Genomic DNA, 21522 nt, shown 5'->3' on the forward strand with positions numbered 1-21522 from the left:
AAATGAAAGAAATAGCGGCTCTGGCAAAGGAGAACCAGAGGAGAAACGAATGCTAACTGCGTCCAGCACTACTTCAGGTTGCGGCCTGAAATCAATAGGAAATGGATAGATAATCTTGCATAACTGCTGATTGCGGCAAGAGAACAGTTATACGAAAACAGGAGTAATTAATGCTGCGAAACAGATTTCTAAAGTAAAAAAGCTACCCCAAACGAAGCTTGACTACTTACGAACGAAGGTAACAAAAGAATAAGCTACGGAATGCTTTTCGTCAGCGGGATGATCCTCTCGCTTAATTAACTCAAAATCAGCCGGATCGAATGCCGGGAAATAAGCATCGCCTTTGAATGCTCCGTGAATGAAGGTTAACTCCAGTTGATCGGCCTTGGGTAAGGTTTCGGTATAAATTTGAGCTCCCCCCAAAACGATGACCTCTGCTTCATCACGGTATCGTTCTAATGCTTCTTCAATACTGCTTACTACTTCGAAACCCGGATCTACCTCGTAATTTGGTTGACTGGTAACCACAATATTGCCTACTTCCGACCAGAGACGATCAGGGGTATCATAGCTCTTTCGTCCCATGATGGTTTTCTTTCCGCGGATCAGTTGCTCAACGTGGGCGTGATCGTTTGGTAAAGAAGGCCAGGGAAGTATCCCATGATTGCCAATTAGGCGATTGGAATCCATCGCAGCTACGAGTGTAATTTTCATGCCAAGTATATCGAGGTAAAAGATAGGCTTCTACTTCAAAAATAGTAAGCTCTTGGTTAAGTATCCAAACTAAAACTGCCAGCAAAGAGCCGGCAGTTCAGTACATTGGGGTATGATTTTGAAATCAGGCCGCCATGCTGAAATGGTCAGCAGTTTCGTCGGGGCTGATTTTCAGAACGTTGGCAAGCGTTAAGGTAATGAGCGTTTTGGAGGCCATCCAAAGTGGAATTCGGGCAATTTGCGAGAAAAGATCAACGGTAATATCAGCATGTTCGCCCAGATATTTCATTAATACTTCTTCTTTCCGACCGTATTTGAACTTGATGTCCTGCACACGGTCTTCCCATTTTAGAATTTGCCGAACTTCCTTACTAGCCTGAATCGAACGGTCATTGACCCGGACGTAGGTTTTCTTTTCCTGTTTGGCAGCATCCAAACTTACATAATGCGGACGTTGCTGACTGCGGGGAATACGAAAGACCAGCACTTCGCGGTCATTTTCGACGTAAACTCGTTCGAGGGTATATTCAATCTCAGGGAAGCAATACTTTTCAATGGCCCGACAGAGGATAAACTCATCGTCGTCGGCGAATTTCAAACCGGGAACGGATTTGTCGTCGCCTACTCCGACTAATAGGAGCCCCCCCTGTGTATTCGCGAAAGCGACAATCTCGCGGATAATTTTTTCGGGATGGTTTGCTTTGAGCTTGAATTCCAGCCGTTCGCTTTCACCTTTCTTCACCAATTCTTTCAGGGCTCGAAGATCCATCGTGCCACGTACACTGCGGGTTGCGGTTTTCTCCGCCATTCCCGACCAGCCATCCTTCATGACCATCGTAGTTAGAGGGTTTCTCAAATTTACTTAATCGATTCAAAGAAAAAAGCCTTCTCTTTGAAATATTTTTTACTTCTGAAAAAGGATTTTCTTCCCGAAAAATTCCAAACATTTCGACCTGATTTGTCGTTTCATTTCAGGTATCATTCGATCACATTATGGAGCTGTTCTGGAATATTTTAATTGCTATCGGAACGTTTTTTCTCATGGAAGCTGTAGCCTGGTCTACGCATAAATACATTATGCATGGCTGGCTGTGGTCCTGGCATGAAGACCACCATAATCATCATCCCGGCTTTTTTGAAAAAAACGATTATTTCGCCGTGGTGTTTGCTACCGTAGCGATTTCTTTGATCATTGCCGGGTTACAAGTCCCCGGTTTGGGTTTTCTTTTATGGATGGGGGTTGGAGTAACGGGCTACGGCATCTTCTACTTTATCTTTCATGACGTAATCGTACATCGTCGCATCAAGATCAAATTTGTAGCCAGATCCCGCTATATGAAACGTATGATGCGGGCTCATTATATTCATCATAAAGTTCATACCAAGCGGGGAGCCCAAGCCTTCGGCTTCCTATATGCCCCTAAGAAGTTTGAAAAGATGAAAATGTAAGGGTTGGGATGTTTTGAGTTTAGGGTTTTGAGTGAATAACTTTCAAAAGAAAAGACCTTCCAGTTGTGATTGGAAGGTCTTCTTTGTTATTGAAGTAATCGGAAAAACTCAAAACCCTAAACGCCAAACTCAAGACTTACTTCTTGAGCATATTCATGTTAGGCAGTTTCATTTTGCCGTCCTGAACTTTGTTCATGGTTTTCATCATTTTCCGCATCTCTTCGAATTGCTTCATGAGGTTGTTCACCTGCTGAATGCTCGTTCCTGAACCTGCGGCAATCCGGCGGCGACGTGAACCGTCAATTAAATCCGGGTTTTTACGTTCTTTCAACGTCATTGAGCTAATAATGGCTTCGATGGGTTTGAAAGAATCATTGCTGATATCCACATCTTTAATCGCTCCACCCAGACCCGGAATCATGCCCATCAAATCCTTGATATTACCCATCTTCTTGATCTGCTGCAACTGCGAGTAGAAATCTTCGAAGTTGAACTGGTTCTGACGAATCTGCTTGTTAATGCGGTTGGCTTCGTCTTCGTCAAAGGCTTGTTGAGCCCGCTCTACCAGCGAAAGCACGTCCCCCATGCCAAGGATACGGCTTGCCATACGATCAGGGTAGAAGATGTCCAAATCTTCCATTTTCTCGCCCGTCGACATATATTTGATGGGCTTATTAACCACCTGACGAATCGAAAGGGCCGCACCCCCGCGAGAATCCCCGTCTAACTTAGTTAAGACTACGCCGTCAAAATTCAGACGATCGTTGAAGGTCTTGGCCGTATTAACGGCATCCTGACCCGTCATCGAATCCACTACGAAAAGCGTTTCGGTGGGTTCAATGGCTTTCTTCACGTTCTCAACCTCCTGCATCATGGCCTCATCAATCGCCAGACGACCGGCGGTATCGATGATGACTACGTTTTTGGAGTTCTTCTTCGCGTATTCAACGGCATTGTGGGCAATTTCAACGGCGTTTTTATTATCAGGCTCTGCGTAAACTTCTACACCGATTTGCTCTCCCAGGGTTTGAAGCTGGGCAATAGCCGCCGGACGATAAATATCGCAAGCAGCAACGATTACCTGGCGGCCTTGTTTCTTGATGCTATTAGCTAGCTTTCCAGTAAAGGTAGTTTTACCCGAACCTTGCAGACCCGCAATCAGAACAATGGCAGGAGAACCTTTCAGATTGACACTTTCAGCCTGACCGCCCATCAGAGCCGTCAGCTTATCGTGAACAATCTTTACCAGCATCTGGCCGGGTTCTACCGCGATCATGATTTTCTGACCGATGGCTTCTTCCCGGATCTGGTCCGTAATATCTTTAGCTACTTTAAAGTTAACGTCGGCGTCTGTCAGGGCCCGGCGAATTTCTTTAACGGTCGAGGCCACGTTTACATCCGTAATCTTGCCGCTACCTTTCAGCGTACGGATGGCTTTATTGAGCTTGTCCTGTAAATTATCAAACATGGTGAATAAGGAAATGCTGTAAAGTGTGGCCTAATGAGAGCCTTGCATAAGCTTTAGAATCCCTCTACAGATCGTATTTTTTGTATTTTCCTGCAAAGTTACCATTCCCAATTGAGTAATTGAATAGATAAAATGGTATAAACTGTTTTTTTTTAGCTTCATTTCCCTGTCCTGCTTACCTTTGGGGTTCAATTCATTACCTGACTCTTTCCGACGTCTAATCATGCAGAAAATTAAAGTAGCGAACCCAGTCGTTGAACTCGATGGGGACGAAATGACCCGAATCATCTGGAAGTTTATCAAGGAAAAGCTTATTCTTCCCTATGTTGATGTCGATATTAAATATTACGATTTAGGAATCGAATACCGTGACGAGACGAATGATCAGGTGACGGTAGATGCAGCAAACGCTATCAAAAAATACGGCGTTGGTATTAAATGTGCCACGATTACTCCAGATGAAGCTCGGGTGAAAGAATTCAACCTGAAGCAAATGTGGAAATCCCCTAACGGAACGATCCGTAACATCCTGGATGGTACTGTATTCCGTGAGCCTATCGTTATGCAGAATGTCCCTCGTCTGGTAACGACCTGGACTTCTCCTATCATCGTAGGCCGTCACGCTTTCGGTGATCAATACCGTGCAACGGATTTCGTAGTTCCCGGAAAAGGGAAGCTGACGATGAAATTCGAAGGCGAAGACGGAACGGTACAGGAATATGAAGTATTTAACTTCCCCGGTGCTGGTGTTGCCATGGGTATGTATAACTTGGACGAGTCAATTGCTGGTTTTGCTCGTTCTTGCTTCCAGGTAGGTCTGCAAAAAGGCTGGCCTGTATACCTGTCTACGAAAAACACCATCCTGAAAAAATACGATGGTCGTTTCAAAGACGTATTCCAGGCTGTATTCGATGCTGAATTCGCTGAGAAATTCAAAGAAGCAGGCATTACTTACGAACACCGTCTGATCGATGACATGGTTGCCGCAGCTCTGAAATGGAACGGTAGCTATGTTTGGGCTTGTAAAAACTACGATGGTGACGTTCAGTCTGATACCGTAGCTCAAGGTTTCGGTTCTTTAGGTCTGATGACTTCTGTACTTTTAACTCCCGATGGTTCTGTAATGGAAGCAGAGGCTGCTCATGGTACGGTAACTCGTCACTACCGCGAGCACCAAAAAGGTAACCGTACGTCTACGAACCCCATCGCTTCGATCTACGCTTGGACGCGTGGTCTGGCGTTCCGCGGTAAACTGGATGGTAACGAAGAACTGATTCGTTTCGCAACGGCACTGGAAGAAGTTTGCGTTGAAACCGTTGAAGCAGGTAAAATGACTAAAGATTTAGCCATTACCATCCACGGTAACAAAGTAAACCACGGTGAGCACTATCTCTACACCGAAGAATTCCTGGATGAGCTGGACAAAGGCTTGCAGGTAAAACTGGCGAAGTAATTAGGGATCGTCTGAGCTAATAAAAAGGCACTTATCCACAGGGGTAAGTGCCTTTTTTATGCGAGAAAGCGTAAGATTACATATCGTCTAATTCTTCTTCTTCGAAGTCATCCGTGTCTTCATATTCATAATCCTGCTCCGCTGTGAATTCGTCCATCTCTTCGGCAGGGTCCATGATATCTCCGCTTTCGTCCATGGGTTCATCAAAAAATTCGAAATCGTCTTCTGGTATATTCATAAGTTTTAGGTGTTAGATTATACTCAAATGTAAACGTAATGAAATCAATCATAAAAGACTCAAAAGGCCTTTTATTGTTTTATGAAATTTAAGAAAGGAACAGTCTGGCTGAAAAAGTCTGTAAAAATAGTTGATGAATTAATGATTGTATTTGCATAATATTAAGGCAAGTCTATCCCCACGCCTAATTTTTGCTTTACTTTGGCAGCAAATCCTAACACGGTCTTATGATTAATTATGTACTGTTTGATGGCCCGGAAGTTCGTCCCCATTTACTGCCACTGGTTTTTACCCGGCCCATGGCTGAATTAAGGATAGGCATTCGAACCATTACCGAAAAATGGACAGACTGGCTGGGAGTACAACCCACGCATTATACGCAGTCCTATTTACAGGAAAAGTACCCTTACAAGAAAGGTTCTGATACTATTTATATCCACGGTGGCCTCTGCCCCAGTGAGCGGCTCATTCGTTCCCTAGAAGAGCTAGAACCCGGCGAAGCCTTATTACAAGGTCCCATTTTGCTGGCGGTACGGGGAAAACACCTGCCCCTGGAAAGTTTAATACATGATAATCCTGCTTTTCATAAGCAATATTACTGGGATAAAGTAACCGTAGTTCAACGCCTGCCCGATCTGGTGGCTTATAATGGCGAACAAATAGCGGCGGATTTTGAACGCATTACGGAAGGTCGAACCAGCCAGCCCATTACGGATCGATTTACGGCCTATTACAATGAATCAAAGATATTTATTGAAGAAGGCGTAGAGTTACGTTCGGCGATTCTGAATGCTGAAAACGGCCCGATTTATCTGGGCAAAGACGTTCAGGTGCAGGACGGTGTAATCATCCAGGGACCCTTTGCTGCTTTAGAAGGAGCCGTTATTAATCTAGGTGGAAAAATGCGAAAAAGCACCACCATCGGCCCGCATTGCAAGGTAGGGGGAGAGATCAGCATGAGTATTCTCATGGGGTACTCGAATAAAGGCCACGACGGTTTTTAGGGAACTCCTATCTGGCCGAATGGTGTAACCTCGGAGCGAATACCAATAACTCCAATCTGAAGAACGACTACGGTAACGTAAAACTCTACGATTATACCACCAAGCAACTCGAAGACACGGGTCGCCAGTTTGTGGGATTGTTCATGGGCGATTACTCCAAAGCGGGAATTTCCACCATGTTTAATACCGGAACCGTCGTGGGCGTTAATGTCAACGTTTTCGGAGCGGGTTTCCCTCCTAAGCATATTCCTTCGTTTAGCTGGGGCGGAGCTGATACGGGTTTTGAACCCTATCGGTTTACCAAAGCGGTAGATGTAGCCCGCAATACGATGGACCGTCGCGGTAAGCTCTTTACCGAAATTGAAGAGGACATTTGGCGAACCATTTTTGCTCTGGAGCAAACGGTATCCATTCATTATACCGACGACGACGAAAGCGATCGTTAATACCGTTGTAAATCATTCGACTCAATGATATGCTGGCCAGGGACTTCCTGGCTGGCTATATCTAACATCGCCGAGGCTACCTTACTGGCTTGAATACCCTTGTATTTTCGCAAGGGTGGAACGAGTAAAGTGATGGGAGATAAGACCAGATTTACTACTTTTCCGAGTTCTTCACCCAAACGGAACTGCTTCCGTTTTCCCAATAACATGGACGGTCTGAAAATAGTATAGTTTGGATAACCCAAAGCGGCAATCTGAGCTTCGACTTCGCCTTTGGTTTTACTATAAAAAATGGAAGACTGAGCGTTGGCTCCGATGGAGGAAACGAGTAAGTATTGCTTGGCTCCAGTTTCTAAAGCTAGTTTCCCAACTTTTACCGGATAGATTAAATCTACTTTCCGAAAAGCCTCTTTCGAACCTGCCTGCTTGATTGTTGTGCCCAGACAGCAAAACATGTCATCAGCTCCAGCAACGTCCTCAAAGCTAAGTTGATCAAAATCTACTACCCGTTCGTCGAGCTTGGGGTGTTTCAAATGCATGGGCCTGCGGACCAACGTGATTACCTTTTCGTACCGATCCGATTGCAGGAGTTTAAAAACCAGATAATTTCCCACCAGGCCCGAAGCTCCGATCAACAGAGCAGTTTTAGAAGAATGCATAGCTATACGTGATAAGACAGATAAAAGGTTTAAAAATCCGTACGAAGAAGCATAAGTCGAAAACTATCTGAATTTATAGCCTTCGGACCTTAATAGCGAATCATAGATTCTGAAACCTTCGCCAATGGAGAATATCGATGTATAAAGTAACTCTTTCAAACGGTTCCCTCGAATGCATGAAAGATAATGCTCAGGATTTGCTATCTTCTTTCCTGAGGGAGAGTGAATGCCAGGCTCCTGGGTCAACGATTATTTCGAAGATAGGAGTGGATGAGCTTACGCTATCCTTAGTTTATTTAAAATGTCATTTTAGGCAGGCTCTAATAAAATTTTAAGCCTCTGAAAAGTTCAAAACCCACATTTCCAGAAAATAAAAGGGAGTACCTATACCTATTCACCCAAAAATATTAGCAGGGAAATTGCCGAACTGGTCTTAGCTTTCTACTTTTACGCCGGATTTTTCTGTTCTTTGCCAGAACAGCCACATTCTTTCCGAACTGGCCACTGCAAATCCCATCTCTATGAGTGTATTAGTTAACAAAGATTCAAAAATCATTGTACAAGGCTTTACGGGTTCGGAAGGTACCTTCCATGCCCAGCAAATGATTGAATATGGTACCCAGGTTGTTGGCGGTGTAACGCCCGGTAAAGGCGGCCAGAAACACCTGGACAGACCCGTATTTAACACGGTAGCAGATGCCGTGAAAGAAACGGGTGCTGACGTATCCATCATTTTTGTTCCCCCCGCTTTTGCTGCTGACGCCATCATGGAAGCCGCCGACGGAGGTATCAAAGTTATTGTAACCATCACAGAGGGTATCCCCGTGAAAGACATGGTTGCTGTGAAAGAATATGTACAGGGTAAAGATATTCGCCTCATTGGCCCTAACTGCCCCGGTATTATCACGGCTGAAGAATGTAAAGTAGGTATTATGCCTGGCTTCATCTTCAAAAAAGGAACCATTGGTCTGGTATCAAAATCAGGTACGCTGACATACGAAGCCGTAGATCAGTTAACGAAAGCTGGTTTAGGCCAGACGACGGCTATCGGTATCGGTGGTGACCCAATCATCGGAACGACAACGAAAGAAGCCGTTGAGTTACTGATGAACGATCCTGAAACGGAAGCAATCGTAATGATCGGTGAGATTGGTGGCGGCATGGAAGCCGAAGCTGCTCACTGGATCAAAGCAACCGGTAACAAAAAACCAGTAGTAGGTTTCATCGCTGGTCAGACGGCTCCTAAAGGACGCCGGATGGGTCACGCAGGTGCCATCGTAGGTGGTGCGGACGATACTGCTGAAGCTAAAATGAGAATCATGCGTGAATGCGGCTTATACGTTGCAGAATCGCCTGCCGTTATTGGTGAAACCATGCTGAAAGCTTTAGCTGACCGCAAGGCAAACGCGTAAGAGATTATTCTGTAATAGTTCTGGTTCTTTGATCTGATCATTGAATGCAGACTTACTGAGAGCGAGATTTGGTGGATTCTAATTTCACTTTTTCGACAGCACGAAAGCCTGTGGGTAGTTTTCTAACCCACAGGCTTCACTGTTTTTGGATTTTTATCCTGTTCGCCCTTGCCGGGACTTCTGCCTTCGCTCAGACAACGGGGCCAGAGGACGGTTACTTCCTTGTTCATGACTTTCGCAACGACTGGCGAGTGTATGATGAACAAGCGAAAACCTATGTCCCTTACATTCGGGAAATGCACCAGCAATACGGCTCTTACAGCGTTATTCTGGACATCGCTCAAAATCGGCATTATTACCTTTTGTATCGATCCGATCAGGAAAACTACCTGTTTATCAATGGCTCACTGCAAAAAAAATTACCCGAGAAAACCTGGACTATTTTTAAGCTGGATAGCCTCTATAAAGTCTCTCCAGATCGGCGGGTCTTGCTTACCCTTTATGGCCCACAGCCAGGTATAGATCAGAAGACCTTACAGATTGGCCATAAAATAGGGGTAGGGCAGAAGCCTATTTATGTATCCGAATCCTTCCTCCAGGCTAGACCCAGAGACGACTCCCCATTTGAAGATTTTTATGTGTTAGGAGCCTTGTTGTTGTTATTAGCCTATGCCTCTATTTACCGTAGATTCCCGAGGGATTTTATACGGTATTTAAGCATTAAGGATTTACTAACCATTCACCCCAGAGAAGGAGCTCCACTCGTAACCCGAGGGCTTCTGGAAATCGCTAACCTACTATTTTTATTACTCATCAGTTTTGTATTATCCTTTCTGTATCAGTTAATTAGATACCGAGGGATTGATTTATTTAAAACTCAGGCTCTTTTTCAGCAGGAAGAGACGATGGGGCAGTTATTTTTCTACTTTATTTTCATTGGTATTCTGATTTTCATCGTATTTCTATTGAAATATGTGATGGTTAATGTATTAGGTCATATCTATAAATTTGATAAAATAGTTAATATACATTTCTTTAAATCAATGCAGTCCTCTGCCATCTTTTATACCGGAATTAGTGTATTAATGCTCTTCATGTTAAACACTTTTCCATCCTTAACCTTTCACTGGGACAATCTACTGCTAATACCCATCACAGGCTTTTACATAGGACGGTTAGTGTTATTGTACTTTTCCATTAATAAATTGTCTGACGCTAAAAATCTGTACTTATTTTCTTACCTTTGCATCGTTGAACTAGTTCCATTCATCATCGGCCTGAAGTTTGCCTTGTGAAAGCAAAGCAGCTCAAAAGGCGTAGTTTGATTGACACCGAAACATTTAGGTAGTTTCCAGGTTATCTATACGTTATCAGGTTTTACCATCACATCTTGTACATATTTTTTTGAATCTGAATGAGTGAAACGACGAACAAGGCGGACGAACGGCTCACGAAAGTTTCCAGCATTCTAGTGACCCAAGCTCGTCCTGCTGACGATAAATCTCCCTATTTTGATCTGGCACGGGAATACGATATCAAGATTGATTTCCGACCCTTCATTGAGGTAAATGGCGTATCGTACAAAGACTTCCGCAAGCAGAAACTAGATATTCTGGCACATACGGCTATCATTTTTACGAGCCGTAATGCAGTAGACCATTTTTTCCGGATCTGCAAAGAGGCAAAAATGGAAATGCCTCCCGAGATGAAATATTTCTGCGTAACGGAGCAAACGGCTAATTACCTACAGAAATACATTGTCATTCGGAAGCGTAAGATTTTCGTGGGTCAGAAAACAGCTGCTGATTTGCTGGATTTGATTAAGAAACACAAAACTGAAAAATTCCTTTTTCCCTGTTCGGATAAGCGTCGTAACGACATTCCCGGTTTTATGGTCTCTAATGACATTCATTTGAGCGAAGCCGTAATGTACGAAACGGGATCAGCGGATTTATCGGACCTGGAAAACGTATTCTACGATATCATCTGTTTCTTCAGCCCTTCTGGTATCAAGTCGTTGTTTGATAATTTCCCTGATTTCAAACAAAACAAAACCCGTATTGCTGCCCTGGGGCCTACCACGGCCAAAGCGGTAACGGAAGCTGGATTAATCCTTGATATTGAAGCTCCCATGCCTAATGCTCCCTCCATGACCGGAGCTTTAGATTTATACATTAAAAAGGCAAATGGCTTGAAATAATAATACTTTAATAGAAAGAAAACCTCTGACTCAATTCGTCGGAGGTTTTTTTTATGTTGCTGTAACAATCTGTCTGTTCTGGCGTTTGGTACTATGCCGGGGAAATCCAACAGAAATGTCGATTTACCAAAATAGTTTCATAGTTTTATGATTGTGAATGTTTCGCCATGCAAAAAACGCTATACTTCATTATAGTACTCTTCTTGGTTTCTTCTGGTGCGTTGAGGGCTCAACAGGATCCTCAGTTCAGTCAGTACATGTATAACCAATCGTTTTTTAACCCTGCGGCGGTAGGTTATGAAGGAGTAACTCGCTTTCAATTGATTCATCGTCAGCAATATATGGGTTATCAGAGCAGTTTCTCCGATGATGGAGGAGCCCCTACAACCCAGCTTTTCTCATTTCAGTTACCACTTCCAGGAATCAAGTCAGCCGTTGGCCTGAATGTATTCAATGATCAGGCTGGTCCGCAGCGAAACCAGGAAGTACAGTTGGCCTATGCATACCGCATTCCCTTGGGAGGAGAACGAACGCTGGCTTTTGGAGCTCAGGGTGGTTTATTAATTCGATCCATTGATTTTGATAAACTCAGAGCCCGCGATCCCAATGATCCTTTAATTGGTAGCGGAAAAGTTAACGAAGCCAATCCAGATGTTGCGGCAGGGGTACATTATTCAACACCAACGTATTACATCGGAGCTTCTATGATTCACCTGAACGGAGCTCGTTATTCCTTTGGTCAGGAAGGAGCCGTTAATCAGGCTCAAAAAACCTTTTTTATTAATGGAGGTTACAAGTATTATGTGAACGAAGATGTAGAATTAAATCCGGCTGCAATTTTAAAGTCAGATATAAATACGTTTTCGATTGAAGCTTCGTTGTTAGCCATGTGGCGTAATTTCGTGTGGGTAGGAGCAGGCTGGCGGCAGGGAGACGGTATTCCCGTTTTTGCCGGAGTAAACTGGAATCGATTCCGTCTGGGAGCCTCCTACGATATTATTCTGGGGGGGGTAAGTGCAAAATCGCCCGGATCTTATTCCATATTATTGAGTTATGCTTTACCAGCACCAAAGCCTAACAAAAGAATTCCCGTACGGACTCCACGTTTCCGTTTTTAAGACCAACATTAATCCAACATGAAGTTTATACTTCTTCAAGAGTAAGGACAGGCTATTTACAGGGTAGGGCATTTTGAATAAAAATCAAATTTTCTGAAAACGCCAACCCTGTTGATTAACGTAAGTTTAGCGAACGGAAGAAAGCACCAGAAATAAATTTTTTATTTTTGCCAGCTAAGTTAAATACGATATCAGCGTATTTATCGTTTTTTTGCGGCATCGTAGTCTCTGGTAAACGTAACCATTTGGTAATAATTCACAAATAGCGATTGAATAAGAAAAACAACTATATGATTATGAATGAGCGGTATATGAGTAAACGCCTCATTTGGAGTCTTTTGATTCTCTTCCCAATGTTGATCATGCAGAGTTGCGGTAAAAAAGGCAACAATGCTAGCAATGGGGGAAAAGGTGGAAAAGGCAGTCGCAAAGGAGATGTTGGTGTCTACAATGGAGAAATTGTTGCCGATGCCCGAAAAGGCTGGAAACAACCGACCCCTTATGGAATGGTATTGATTCCATCGGGTTCTTATCTGATGGGGCAAGCGGATGAAGATGTTGCTACCGCTCAGGTGAACTTTAACAAGAGGGTAACAATCAGCCAGTTTTTCATGGATGATACGGAGATTACCAATAACGAATACCGTCAGTATGTAAATGCGATGTTGACGGATTCTGTTTCGGTGCTTGGAGAAGAATATATCATGAGTAAGGTATATCCAGATACCACCGTATGGAAAAAAGACTTTACCTACCACAATGGTGACCCCATGACGGAGTATTATTACTCTAGTCCTGCATTTGACCGTTATCCGGTGGTTGGCGTAAGCTGGGATGCCGCTCGTGACTTTTGCCGCTGGCGTACCTCAGTACTGAACGATTACCGGGCTAATGAAAACCAGGCTGCCATGCCTCGGTTTGAGCTACCCACGGAATCTCAGTGGGAATGGGCTGCCCGCGGTGGTAAGGCTGGTGCCAAGTATCCTTGGGGTAATCCTTACGTAGCCAATGGCAAAGGTTGTATGTTGGCCAACTTCAAACCACAGCGTGGTAACTACGACGCGGATGGTTATGCTTATACCGCTCCTGCTAACATGTACAACCCTAATGAATATGGATTGTATAACATGGCTGGTAACGTAGCTGAATGGTGTCTGGATGCCTGGGCTGATAACGCTGCCGTAGTTACCTGGGATTTGAACTCTGATAATATCAACGATGACGAGCCTCGCAAAGTAATTCGTGGCGGTTCTTGGAAAGACGTAGCTTACTTCCTTGAAACGGGTACCCGAAGCTGGGAGTATAAAGATGCTCGTCGCTCTTACATTGGCTTCCGTTGTGTGATGCAACACCTGGGTATGTCTTCAGGAAGAGAATTCCGTTAGAATTTCATAAAAGCATCTATTTCATGGGTTCTTGAGATAGATGCTTTTCTATGCGTTTAAAACCGCTATCCCTTTACCATCTCTTAAAAAGAGCTGTTTTTATTAAAGATTTAATCCAGTCCTTTTCACGTTTAAACCTTTTTATTTACTCATGGCGGCGAAACGTAGCGTCTTCTTCGACAAAATTCTTCCAGTAATTTATAGCGTTGGGGCCGCTGTTGTAATTCTGGGGGCCCTTTTTAAAATTCAACACCGTGAAGGTGCCGATACGATGCTGACCATCGGAATGGGTACTGAAGCTGTTATCTTCTTCCTGTTCGCTTTTCAGCAATTTGTTGCCCCCGACAACTCGTATCAGTGGGAAAAAGTATATCCTGAATTAGATGACAACTATAAAGGCGAATTACCTACGCGTAGTGCTGCTGCTCCCGTAGCCGTTTCTCCCAACTTGGGATTAATGTCTAAAATGGATGACATGCTGGCTAACGCGAAAGTGACGCCTGATGTATTTAATAACTTAGGTACAGGCTTACGTAGCCTGACGGATACCGTTGGTAAAATTGGTCAGTTAACCGATGCTACGGTAGCTACTAACGAATACGCGAAAAACGTGAAGATTGCTGCGGGTTCATTACAGGAAATGAACAAGTCTTACGGAACAGCTGTAACGGCTATGTCTGATATGGCTTCAGCAACCATGGATGCTAAAGAATACCGCGTGAAATTCCAGCAAATCACGCAGACAATGGGTGCTTTGAATGCAGTCTATGAGCTTGAATTACAGGATACTCAGAAACACCTGAAAGCAATGAATGCTTTCTACGGCAACCTGGCTTCAGCTATGGATAATATGCAGGAAGCTTCTAAAGATGCCCAGCAATTCAAGAATGAAATGGGCCGTCTGACCAACAATTTACAGTCGCTGAATAATATTTATGGCGGTATGTTGTCGGCCATGAAAGGCGTACAATAGTCAGTGATTCTCCTACACTGATGCTCATTTTTTCTGACACTGAAAAACTAAATAAGGAATATGGCAGGTGCCAAAGAAACACCCCGGCAGCGAATGATCGGGATGATGTACCTGGTACTAACGGCAATGCTGGCTTTGCAGGTAAGTTCGGCTTTAATTGACAAATTCGTTTTGTTAAACCGAAGTCTGGAGTCCGCCAATAGTACCGCTAGTGCTACGAATCAACAATCAGTTAAGGGCATTAAGGATAAAGCAGCAGAAAGCGGAAGCCTTTATGCCGATGTGATGGCAAAAGCAGACGCGGTTCGCAAAATTTCTTCTGCCATTTATAATGATCTGGACGCCTTGAAAATGCAACTGATTGAAGCGGGCGGCGGATATGACAACCAGGGAAATTTAGTTAACCCTAAAGAAGAAGACAAAGTTGCTATCCTAATGGTAGGAACAAACGAAGATGGTAAGGCGTACGAGTTGAAAAATAAACTTAACAAGTACGTAACAGATCTTCAGGCTTATGCTGATAAAGGAACACAGTTTGGACCTTTAGCTCTGGATGCCAAAGATGATCCTATTACCAGCAAAAGCTCTGAGCAACGGAATAAGGATTTTGCTGAGTTGAATTTCGCTCAAACCCCAGTTCCTGCGGCTTTGGCGGTATTAAGCCAGAAACAGTCTGAAGTATTACGTTACGAGAATACGGTTCTGGACCAGTTAGCTGCGAAAGTGGGTTTGAAAGAAATCAAGTTTGATAAGATTTTCCCAGTTATCTCTGCTAAGTCCAGTACGGTTGTGGCAGGTATGAAGTACGAAGCTGAAATGTACGTAGCTGCTACCTCTTCAGCCATTACTCCTCGCATGAGCTTTAACGGAGCGGCGGTACCCATGAAAGATGGTCGCGGTCAGATTCAGTTTACGGCTCAGGGCGGTGCTTATGGTCCTGATGGGTTAGCCAAGAAATCGTACACAGCTACGGTTAACTATCCTGATCCAACGGGTGCGATGAAAACCTTCACGGTTACGGGTGAATATTTTGTAGCGAAACCTTCTTACAGCATTCAATCGGCTTCATTACCTCCTTTGTATCTGGGTTGTGCAAACCGTTTGCAATTTGTAAGCCCTCAAATGGGAGCCATGTGGAATCCATCCTTTAATGCACAAGGAGCGGAAACCATTGCGGGCGGACAAGGAAAAGTTACCATTGTTCCGAACAGTCGTCAGGTAAGTCTGAACGTAGTAAACATGGGTAATACCTTAGGTACTGAAAAATTTAATGTTCGTCGTGTACCAGCTCCTCAGTTAGTTCCGTTTGGTAATGGAGCGAAGCTAGATGTTCGTAAAGGCATTGGAGCCAGCCAGTTACGTGTACTGGAAGTAAGAGCCATTGCGGATGAAGATTTTGCTGCTTCTAATCCTGAAGATGCTAAATTCCGGGTAAGTGATGTTCAAATTTCCTTAGCCCGTGGTTCGAAGCGAGTAGCTGGTCCTGTGGGTCAGGGTAATATTGCTTCTCTGGCTGCAACGGCTCAACCTGGAGATCGTTACGTGATTGAAGTAAAAGGCTATCAACGTCAGAATTTCCAGGGTAAAGTTTCGACTACAGCGATTAACGAACCTATTACTGTTCCATTAAACTAACGGCGTAAAATTCACGTTGCCATGACAAAATTGAAAGGAATTGGGGGTCTGATGCTGTCACTGGTGGTGGCAGGGGCGACCTATGCTCAAGAGCCTACCCCTATGCCAGAGCAAGCCCCTCCGGCCAATTTACAGCCTGCTCCAAATACGCAAAATCAGGTGTTAAGAGGGGGACAGGGAGCTTCGATGAATAACCAGCGGGCTTCAATGGCGGAACGTAACCGTACCTCAGAATCTCTCCGTCCGATTGATGATGAGGACATTATGTTCAAAACAACGCTTTGGCGTCGGATGGACTTACAGGAGATTCAAAACCAGCCTTTTTTCTCAACCAACAACGAGGTAACCCGTTACCTGATTGATGGAATGAAAGCGGGTGTATTGAAAGCCTATAAAAATGATTCATTAGTTACGGAGCTGACTCCTGAACAATTCCAGGCTAACCTGAGAATGGAAGGGATCGGTGCCGGACTTTCAGACGAGGAAAAAGCAGCTGGTTTTGGCGATCCTGCTCCGGCTGGTGGTGATGATGGCTGGGGCGATGCTGCGAATAAAAAGCAACCCGCTGCTGCTAAAAAGCCTGCGGCTCCCGCTGGGGGTGTAGATGATGGCTGGGGTGGTAGTACACCTGCAAAAACCGACTCTAACGGTTTTGATCAGCCTTCTTTCGCGAATGATAACTCGGCTTATGAATACTTTCCAACGGATATCACCGTGCTGGAATTGAAAGAAGATTACGTATTTGACAAACGTCGTTCACGTCAGTACTATGACATGAAGTCCATTACGTTAATTATTCCAGCGGCTAAAACTTCTACGGGTCTGGATCGTGAAGTTGCTACGTTCCGTTATCGCGACGTAGATCAGTACTTCCGTAGCAATCCAACCAAATTCATCTGGTATAATAACCAGAATAATGCTAGACACCTGAACATGGCTGATGCATTCGACTTGAGATTATTCTCTTCTCGAATTCTGAAGCAGTCAAATTCTAAAAACGCTTACTTGTCACAGATTTATGGTGGTGAGAAAGAAGGTCTGGTGAAAGCTCAGCAACTGGAATATAAACTTATGGAGTGGGAACACAACCTGTGGGAATATTAATCAGCAGATCAAGTAAAACGAGAAAACCCGCCGATGAAGCGGGTTTTCTCGTTTTAGAACAATCGTGGACAAATGATTCGCTGACGATTATTCAGCATAATCCCGATTACTATTTCATGCGTGCCCCGAGATACATTTCGAAGATTTGACATCGTAAAGTCATACGAATAACCCAGATTGATCTGATAGTTAATATTAACGCCAACAAGACCTACAATGGCATCTTTGTGGCGATAGGAAAGCCCGGCCCAAATCCGATCCTGATAGGAAAACTTGGCATTAACATCGTACGAAAGAGGAACGGGTCTAACCGACTTAACTAATAGGGAGGGTAGGAATGCCCAATCTTCAGTAACATCAAAGCGATAACCCGCCGTTAGAAAGTAATGATTATAGAGGGTGCCTAACCACTCATAGGCTGATTGACCTGAAGTACGATAATGGATATTTTTGAACAGTAGCTGGCTTGCTGACAGGCCCACGTAAAAATGAGGATCATAGAGCAATACCCCAGCCGATAGATCAGGCATTAGTACACTTTGTTTCCCATATTGTAAAACGGGATCGGAAGGGTCTAGCAGATGCAGGCGATCAAAATCAATGGTATGCTGGGTAACGCCAGTGCCCAGGCCAGCAGATAATTTGATTCGATTATTCAATGGAATATGACGGGCATAACTAATAGTTAACGAAGTACGGTAAGTAGGGCCCATTTCATCGTAAAGAACCATCCCTCCAATGCCATGATGCCCCGGAGCCGCAGGTTGAGATCGAAAAACCCGGGGTCGGGGAAGTGGCCTGCCATTAGGCCCGCGAACGGCTAAGGAACTGGTTCGGTCGGCCTTATCAAGAGCTCCGTGAGCCGTAGCATAAAACGTTTTGGGAGCTCCCTCCAAACCGCTCCACTGATTACGATACCCTACTTTGGCATCAATAAAATCTTCAAGTCCACTTACGGCTGGGTTCAGCACGTAAGCATTAAGCATATACTGACTATACTGAGCCCGTTGTTGGGCCTGAGCAATTCCATTCCCCAGAAATAAGAGCAAAAACCAGTAAGAATGCTTCATATAAGGTCCTTTGAAAGAAGTAATGTACGAAAATCATTTACATTCTTTAGTTACCTGAAAAATTAGCCTGATTAATTGAGGTGGCATAGATGTATTAAATGTAAAAATACTTAGGCATTAGTCTGAAATTGAGCTTTTAAAAATGACGATGATTTCTATGAATTGGTCGCGGGACTCTTCCCTTTTGTACAATATTATTTTTATTTCATCCTTGATAATCAGGATTTAATCTCCAAAATGCCTCCTGTAGGTTGATCTATGAACTACAACCTTTCGTCGAGTTTACATCAGTAATCAGATTGTTATCAACATTTTTGGACGAATAATCCTGGCACAACTGGATTAATAAACTGAGTAAACCTCCTGGTATTTTCCGTTAGAGTAACCACACCTTATCCATTTGGATACGCACAGCTATGAACCTATTTTTTAAACGAGCCATGATTAAGTATCTATTTTTTCTCTTTTCCATTCTTTCCATTGGATCGGCGTTTGCTCAGATTCCTGGAGCTCCCCAACCGGGGCAACAGCCTCAGGCTATTCCGGGAACGGCTCAGGATCAGACTCCTAAAGGTAATGCCAAGATTACGGGTTTCATTGTAGATTCGACCGTTACCAGTGCAGTAGAATTCGCCAGTGTAGCCTTATATAGCAAGGCTACTAATAAGCCTATAGATGGATCTGTAGCGGATGATAAAGGGAAATTTACCCTGAATCGCGTGGCAGACGGTACTTATAAACTGGTTTTTACTTTCATCGGGTTTAATTCAAAAACGATTGATAATGTAACGGTTGCAGGAGGTAAGGACCTTGATATGGGAGTAGTTAAGTTAACTCCTACCACAAGAACTTTACAGGAAGTAACCGTAACAGGTCAGCGGGAACTGGTCGAAGAGAAAGTGGATCGTCTGGTGTATAATGCCGAGAAAGATATTACCTCCCGGGGGAGCGATGCTACGGAAATTCTTCGGAAAGTACCGATGCTATCCGTTGACTTGGATGGTAACGTACAGTTACGGGGTAATTCAAACGTACGTGTACTTATCAACGGTAAGCCTTCGACCATCATGGCTCAGAACATTGGAGATGCCCTAAAGCAAATTCCTTCTGACCTGATTAAGACTGTTGAAGTGATTACTTCTCCTTCGGCAAAATATGATGCAGAAGGTTCGGGCGGGATCATTAACATCATTACTAAGAAAAATACTTTACAGGGTTTAACGCTCAACATTGATTCAGGTGTGGGTAACCGGGGAGCTAACTTAGGGTTGAATGGCAGTTATCGCAAAGGCAAGCTTGGAATTACCCTGAACGGCTTTGGCCGTTCGAATTATAACATAAAAGGCAAAAATGAAAATAACCAGACGGCTACGCGTAATGGCGTAGAAACGCTGACGAGTCAGACGGCCAATACCTTGGATCGTAACCTGTTTGGTAATTACTCTTTAGGCCTGGATTATGATATTTCTAAAAATTCATCGTTGACTGGTAATATCCGTTTCGGTACTCGCAATGGCTGGAACACGCAGGATCTGCTGACGAATGTGTATCGAGGTGGCGTATTAGCAACGACCAACCGCCGGGAAATTGATTCAAAGGATGAATCGGGAACCCTGGATGCGAACATAGACTATACCAAAATCTTCAAGCCTCAACAAGAGCTGAGTATTTCGGGACAGTTTAGCCGTAACAACCGAACTAACAATTACATCGCGGATTCACTTAATGCCGAAGGACTGATAGGGACGCGTCAGAGAAACGACAACGATAGTTACAACCAGGAATCGACAATTCAGATCGATTACCAGATGCCTACGGGTAAAAACCAGTTGTTTGAAGTAGGAGCGAAAACAATTCTGCGTCAGGTACAGAGTAACTACGAATATTTTATCGCTCAGGGTGAAAACGGAGCCTACCGTACGGATACCAGCCGGACCAACAACCAGTTGAATTATGATCAGAACGTAGCGGCGGGTTATGCGACCTACCAATATTCAACGAACAATAAGTGGTATTTTAAAGCGGGTGCCCGGTATGAATATACCTCCATTACGGGTAATTTCAGTACAGGTTTTGACGCTCTGAATATTCCAAATTACTCCAATCTGGTTCCTAGCATCAACCTGTCTAAAACGCTTGGAAACAGTACGTTGAAATGGGGCTATAACCGTCGTCTGCAACGTCCGGGTATTCAGTCGCTGAACCCTAACCTAAATCTGGCGAACCCGCTGAACATCAGCCTGGGTAACCCTTATCTGCGACCAGAATTGACGGATAACTACGAAATGACCTGGAGTACGTCCATCAATAAAACGTATTTGAACTTTAGCGGTTTCTATCGATACACGGGTAATTCCATTACTTCTGTTCGTTCGAATGCCTCTGATATTCGGACCATCTTTGCAGGAACTGATTACGGTAATATCCTGAACACAGCTTTAACGAATGTATCAAGTGACGCGATTGTAACGACTTCAAGTAACATTGGTCGGGAAGAATCGGTGGGCCTGAACATCTTCGGAAACATTAACTTTACCTCTAAATTCTCTATTGGTGGTAGCCTGGACATGCAGTATAAAATGCTGAGTAACGGCAGTAATACCACCTTAAGTACTTCTAATTCGGGCATGGTGATTGGGGGCCGTTTCAACGTCTCACTCACGATGAAGAACAACTGGGCCATGCAGGGCTTCGGCTTTATTCGCGGTCGGGATATCGATTTGCAGGGTAGCCGCGGTGGAATGGCCTTCTATAACCTGGGGATTCGGAAAGAATTCAACGACAAAAAAGCCAGCTTAGGTTTTGGTTTCGAGAACTTCCTGAATTTCGGTGGTTTCAAGGTTCGCAGCAGCTATACTTCACCCGTATTTACCCAACAAACCCTTAATATTCGTTACAACACAGGTGTTCGGGTAACGTTTAGCTATCGTATTGGTAAAATGAGCTTCAACCAACAACCCCGTCGCAAGGGCCGTGGCGTGAACAACGACGATATCAAAGGCGGTGATGGAAATGAAGGGGGTGGAATGCCCGGTGGCCAGCCACAAGGAACCCCGCAAAACAACAGCGGTACTCCTGGAAACCGTCCAGGTGGTGGCCAACGTAACTAAGTTTAAAGACCATTTTAAGTCAAAAGAGCCTTCCTTGTGAAGGCTCTTTTGGTTTACTACAAAAAAGCCACTTCCAGATAGAAG

The 21522-nt window shown here is 44.1% G+C and carries 19 protein-coding genes; 13 read left to right on the forward strand and 6 right to left on the reverse strand.

The window, feature by feature from the left end:
• Positions 1-222: 222 nt before the first annotated feature.
• A complete protein-coding gene (locus BWI96_RS11075) occupies positions 223-714 on the reverse strand; it encodes a dihydrofolate reductase (RefSeq protein ID WP_106636709.1) in 492 nt (163 codons plus the stop codon).
• 124 nt (positions 715-838) lie between these two features.
• On the reverse strand, positions 839-1543 hold the full coding sequence (locus BWI96_RS11080) for a helix-turn-helix domain-containing protein (protein ID WP_232793694.1): 705 nt from the start codon (positions 1541-1543) through the stop codon (positions 839-841).
• A 164-nt stretch (positions 1544-1707) separates the two neighbouring features.
• Between BWI96_RS11080 and BWI96_RS11085 the strand changes: the two genes are divergently transcribed.
• Positions 1708-2163, forward strand: coding sequence for a sterol desaturase family protein (locus BWI96_RS11085; protein WP_232793684.1), 456 nt, complete (start codon positions 1708-1710; stop codon positions 2161-2163).
• 136 nt (positions 2164-2299) lie between these two features.
• On the opposite strand, the gene ffh is transcribed toward BWI96_RS11085, so the two are convergent.
• Positions 2300-3631 carry a signal recognition particle protein gene (gene ffh, locus BWI96_RS11090; protein ID WP_106636710.1) on the reverse strand — a complete coding sequence of 444 codons (1332 nt, stop codon included), beginning with the start codon at positions 3629-3631 and terminating at the stop codon, positions 2300-2302.
• 223 nt (positions 3632-3854) lie between these two features.
• On the opposite strand from ffh, the gene BWI96_RS11100 reads away from it, so the two are divergent.
• Positions 3855-5084 (forward strand): NADP-dependent isocitrate dehydrogenase, encoded by a 1230-nt coding sequence (locus BWI96_RS11100; RefSeq protein WP_106636712.1) that lies wholly within the window; start codon positions 3855-3857, stop codon positions 5082-5084.
• Positions 5085-5160: 76 nt separating this feature from the next.
• Here BWI96_RS11100 and BWI96_RS21595 read toward each other — a convergent pair whose 3' ends face one another.
• On the reverse strand, positions 5161-5322 hold the full coding sequence (locus tag BWI96_RS21595) for a hypothetical protein (RefSeq protein WP_157830322.1): 162 nt from the start codon (positions 5320-5322) through the stop codon (positions 5161-5163).
• Positions 5323-5549: 227 nt separating this feature from the next.
• Here BWI96_RS21595 and BWI96_RS23275 point away from each other — a divergent pair, with 227 nt between their 5' ends.
• The gene (locus tag BWI96_RS23275) at positions 5550-6326 is read left to right on the forward strand and encodes a putative sugar nucleotidyl transferase (RefSeq protein ID WP_369804138.1); all 777 of its coding nucleotides are present in this window, start codon (positions 5550-5552) and stop codon (positions 6324-6326) included.
• Positions 6327-6469: 143 nt separating this feature from the next.
• On the forward strand, positions 6470-6772 hold the full coding sequence (locus BWI96_RS23280) for a hypothetical protein (RefSeq protein WP_369804139.1): 303 nt from the start codon (positions 6470-6472) through the stop codon (positions 6770-6772).
• Here BWI96_RS23280 and BWI96_RS11110 read toward each other — a convergent pair.
• Positions 6769-7431 carry an oxidoreductase gene (locus BWI96_RS11110; RefSeq protein ID WP_232793685.1) on the reverse strand — a complete coding sequence of 221 codons (663 nt, stop codon included), beginning with the start codon at positions 7429-7431 and terminating at the stop codon, positions 6769-6771. The genes BWI96_RS23280 and BWI96_RS11110 overlap by 4 nt on opposite strands.
• A gap of 521 nt (positions 7432-7952) precedes the next feature.
• Here BWI96_RS11110 and sucD point away from each other — a divergent pair.
• From sucD to gldN, 8 genes are all read left to right on the forward strand, one after another.
• Complete coding sequence (gene sucD, locus BWI96_RS11120; RefSeq protein WP_106636715.1) at positions 7953-8843, forward strand: succinate--CoA ligase subunit alpha; 891 nt, start codon at positions 7953-7955, stop codon at positions 8841-8843.
• 110 nt (positions 8844-8953) lie between these two features.
• Complete coding sequence (locus tag BWI96_RS11125) at positions 8954-10138, forward strand: DUF4271 domain-containing protein (RefSeq protein ID WP_157830323.1); 1185 nt, start codon at positions 8954-8956, stop codon at positions 10136-10138.
• 119 nt (positions 10139-10257) lie between these two features.
• On the forward strand, positions 10258-11043 hold the full coding sequence (locus BWI96_RS11130; RefSeq protein WP_106636717.1) for a uroporphyrinogen-III synthase: 786 nt from the start codon (positions 10258-10260) through the stop codon (positions 11041-11043).
• Between the two features lie 167 nt (positions 11044-11210).
• Positions 11211-12161, forward strand: a complete 951-nt coding sequence (locus BWI96_RS11135; protein ID WP_106636718.1) for a type IX secretion system membrane protein PorP/SprF — start codon at positions 11211-11213, stop codon at positions 12159-12161.
• Between the two features lie 296 nt (positions 12162-12457).
• Positions 12458-13546 (forward strand): SUMF1/EgtB/PvdO family nonheme iron enzyme, encoded by a 1089-nt coding sequence (locus BWI96_RS11140; protein WP_106636885.1) that lies wholly within the window; start codon positions 12458-12460, stop codon positions 13544-13546.
• Positions 13547-13697: 151 nt separating this feature from the next.
• Positions 13698-14519 (forward strand): gliding motility protein GldL, encoded by an 822-nt coding sequence (gldL, locus tag BWI96_RS11145; RefSeq protein ID WP_106636719.1) that lies wholly within the window; start codon positions 13698-13700, stop codon positions 14517-14519.
• A 60-nt stretch (positions 14520-14579) separates the two neighbouring features.
• Positions 14580-16154, forward strand: a complete 1575-nt coding sequence (gldM, locus tag BWI96_RS11150) for a gliding motility protein GldM (RefSeq protein WP_106636720.1) — start codon at positions 14580-14582, stop codon at positions 16152-16154.
• 21 nt (positions 16155-16175) lie between these two features.
• Positions 16176-17258 (forward strand): gliding motility protein GldN, encoded by a 1083-nt coding sequence (gene gldN / locus BWI96_RS11155; RefSeq protein WP_106636721.1) that lies wholly within the window; start codon positions 16176-16178, stop codon positions 17256-17258.
• Positions 17259-17311: 53 nt separating this feature from the next.
• Here gldN and BWI96_RS11160 read toward each other — a convergent pair whose 3' ends face one another.
• Positions 17312-18328 (reverse strand): type IX secretion system membrane protein PorP/SprF, encoded by a 1017-nt coding sequence (locus tag BWI96_RS11160; RefSeq protein WP_106636722.1) that lies wholly within the window; start codon positions 18326-18328, stop codon positions 17312-17314.
• Between the two features lie 440 nt (positions 18329-18768).
• Between BWI96_RS11160 and BWI96_RS11165 the strand changes: the two genes are divergently transcribed.
• Entirely contained in the window at positions 18769-21438 is a 2670-nt protein-coding gene (locus BWI96_RS11165; RefSeq protein WP_106636886.1) for a TonB-dependent receptor domain-containing protein, read from the forward strand.
• Positions 21439-21522: the final 84 nt, after the last annotated feature.

The organism is Siphonobacter sp. SORGH_AS_0500 (genome assembly GCF_002838835.1).
Lineage (GTDB): Bacteria > Bacteroidota > Bacteroidia > Cytophagales > Spirosomataceae > Siphonobacter.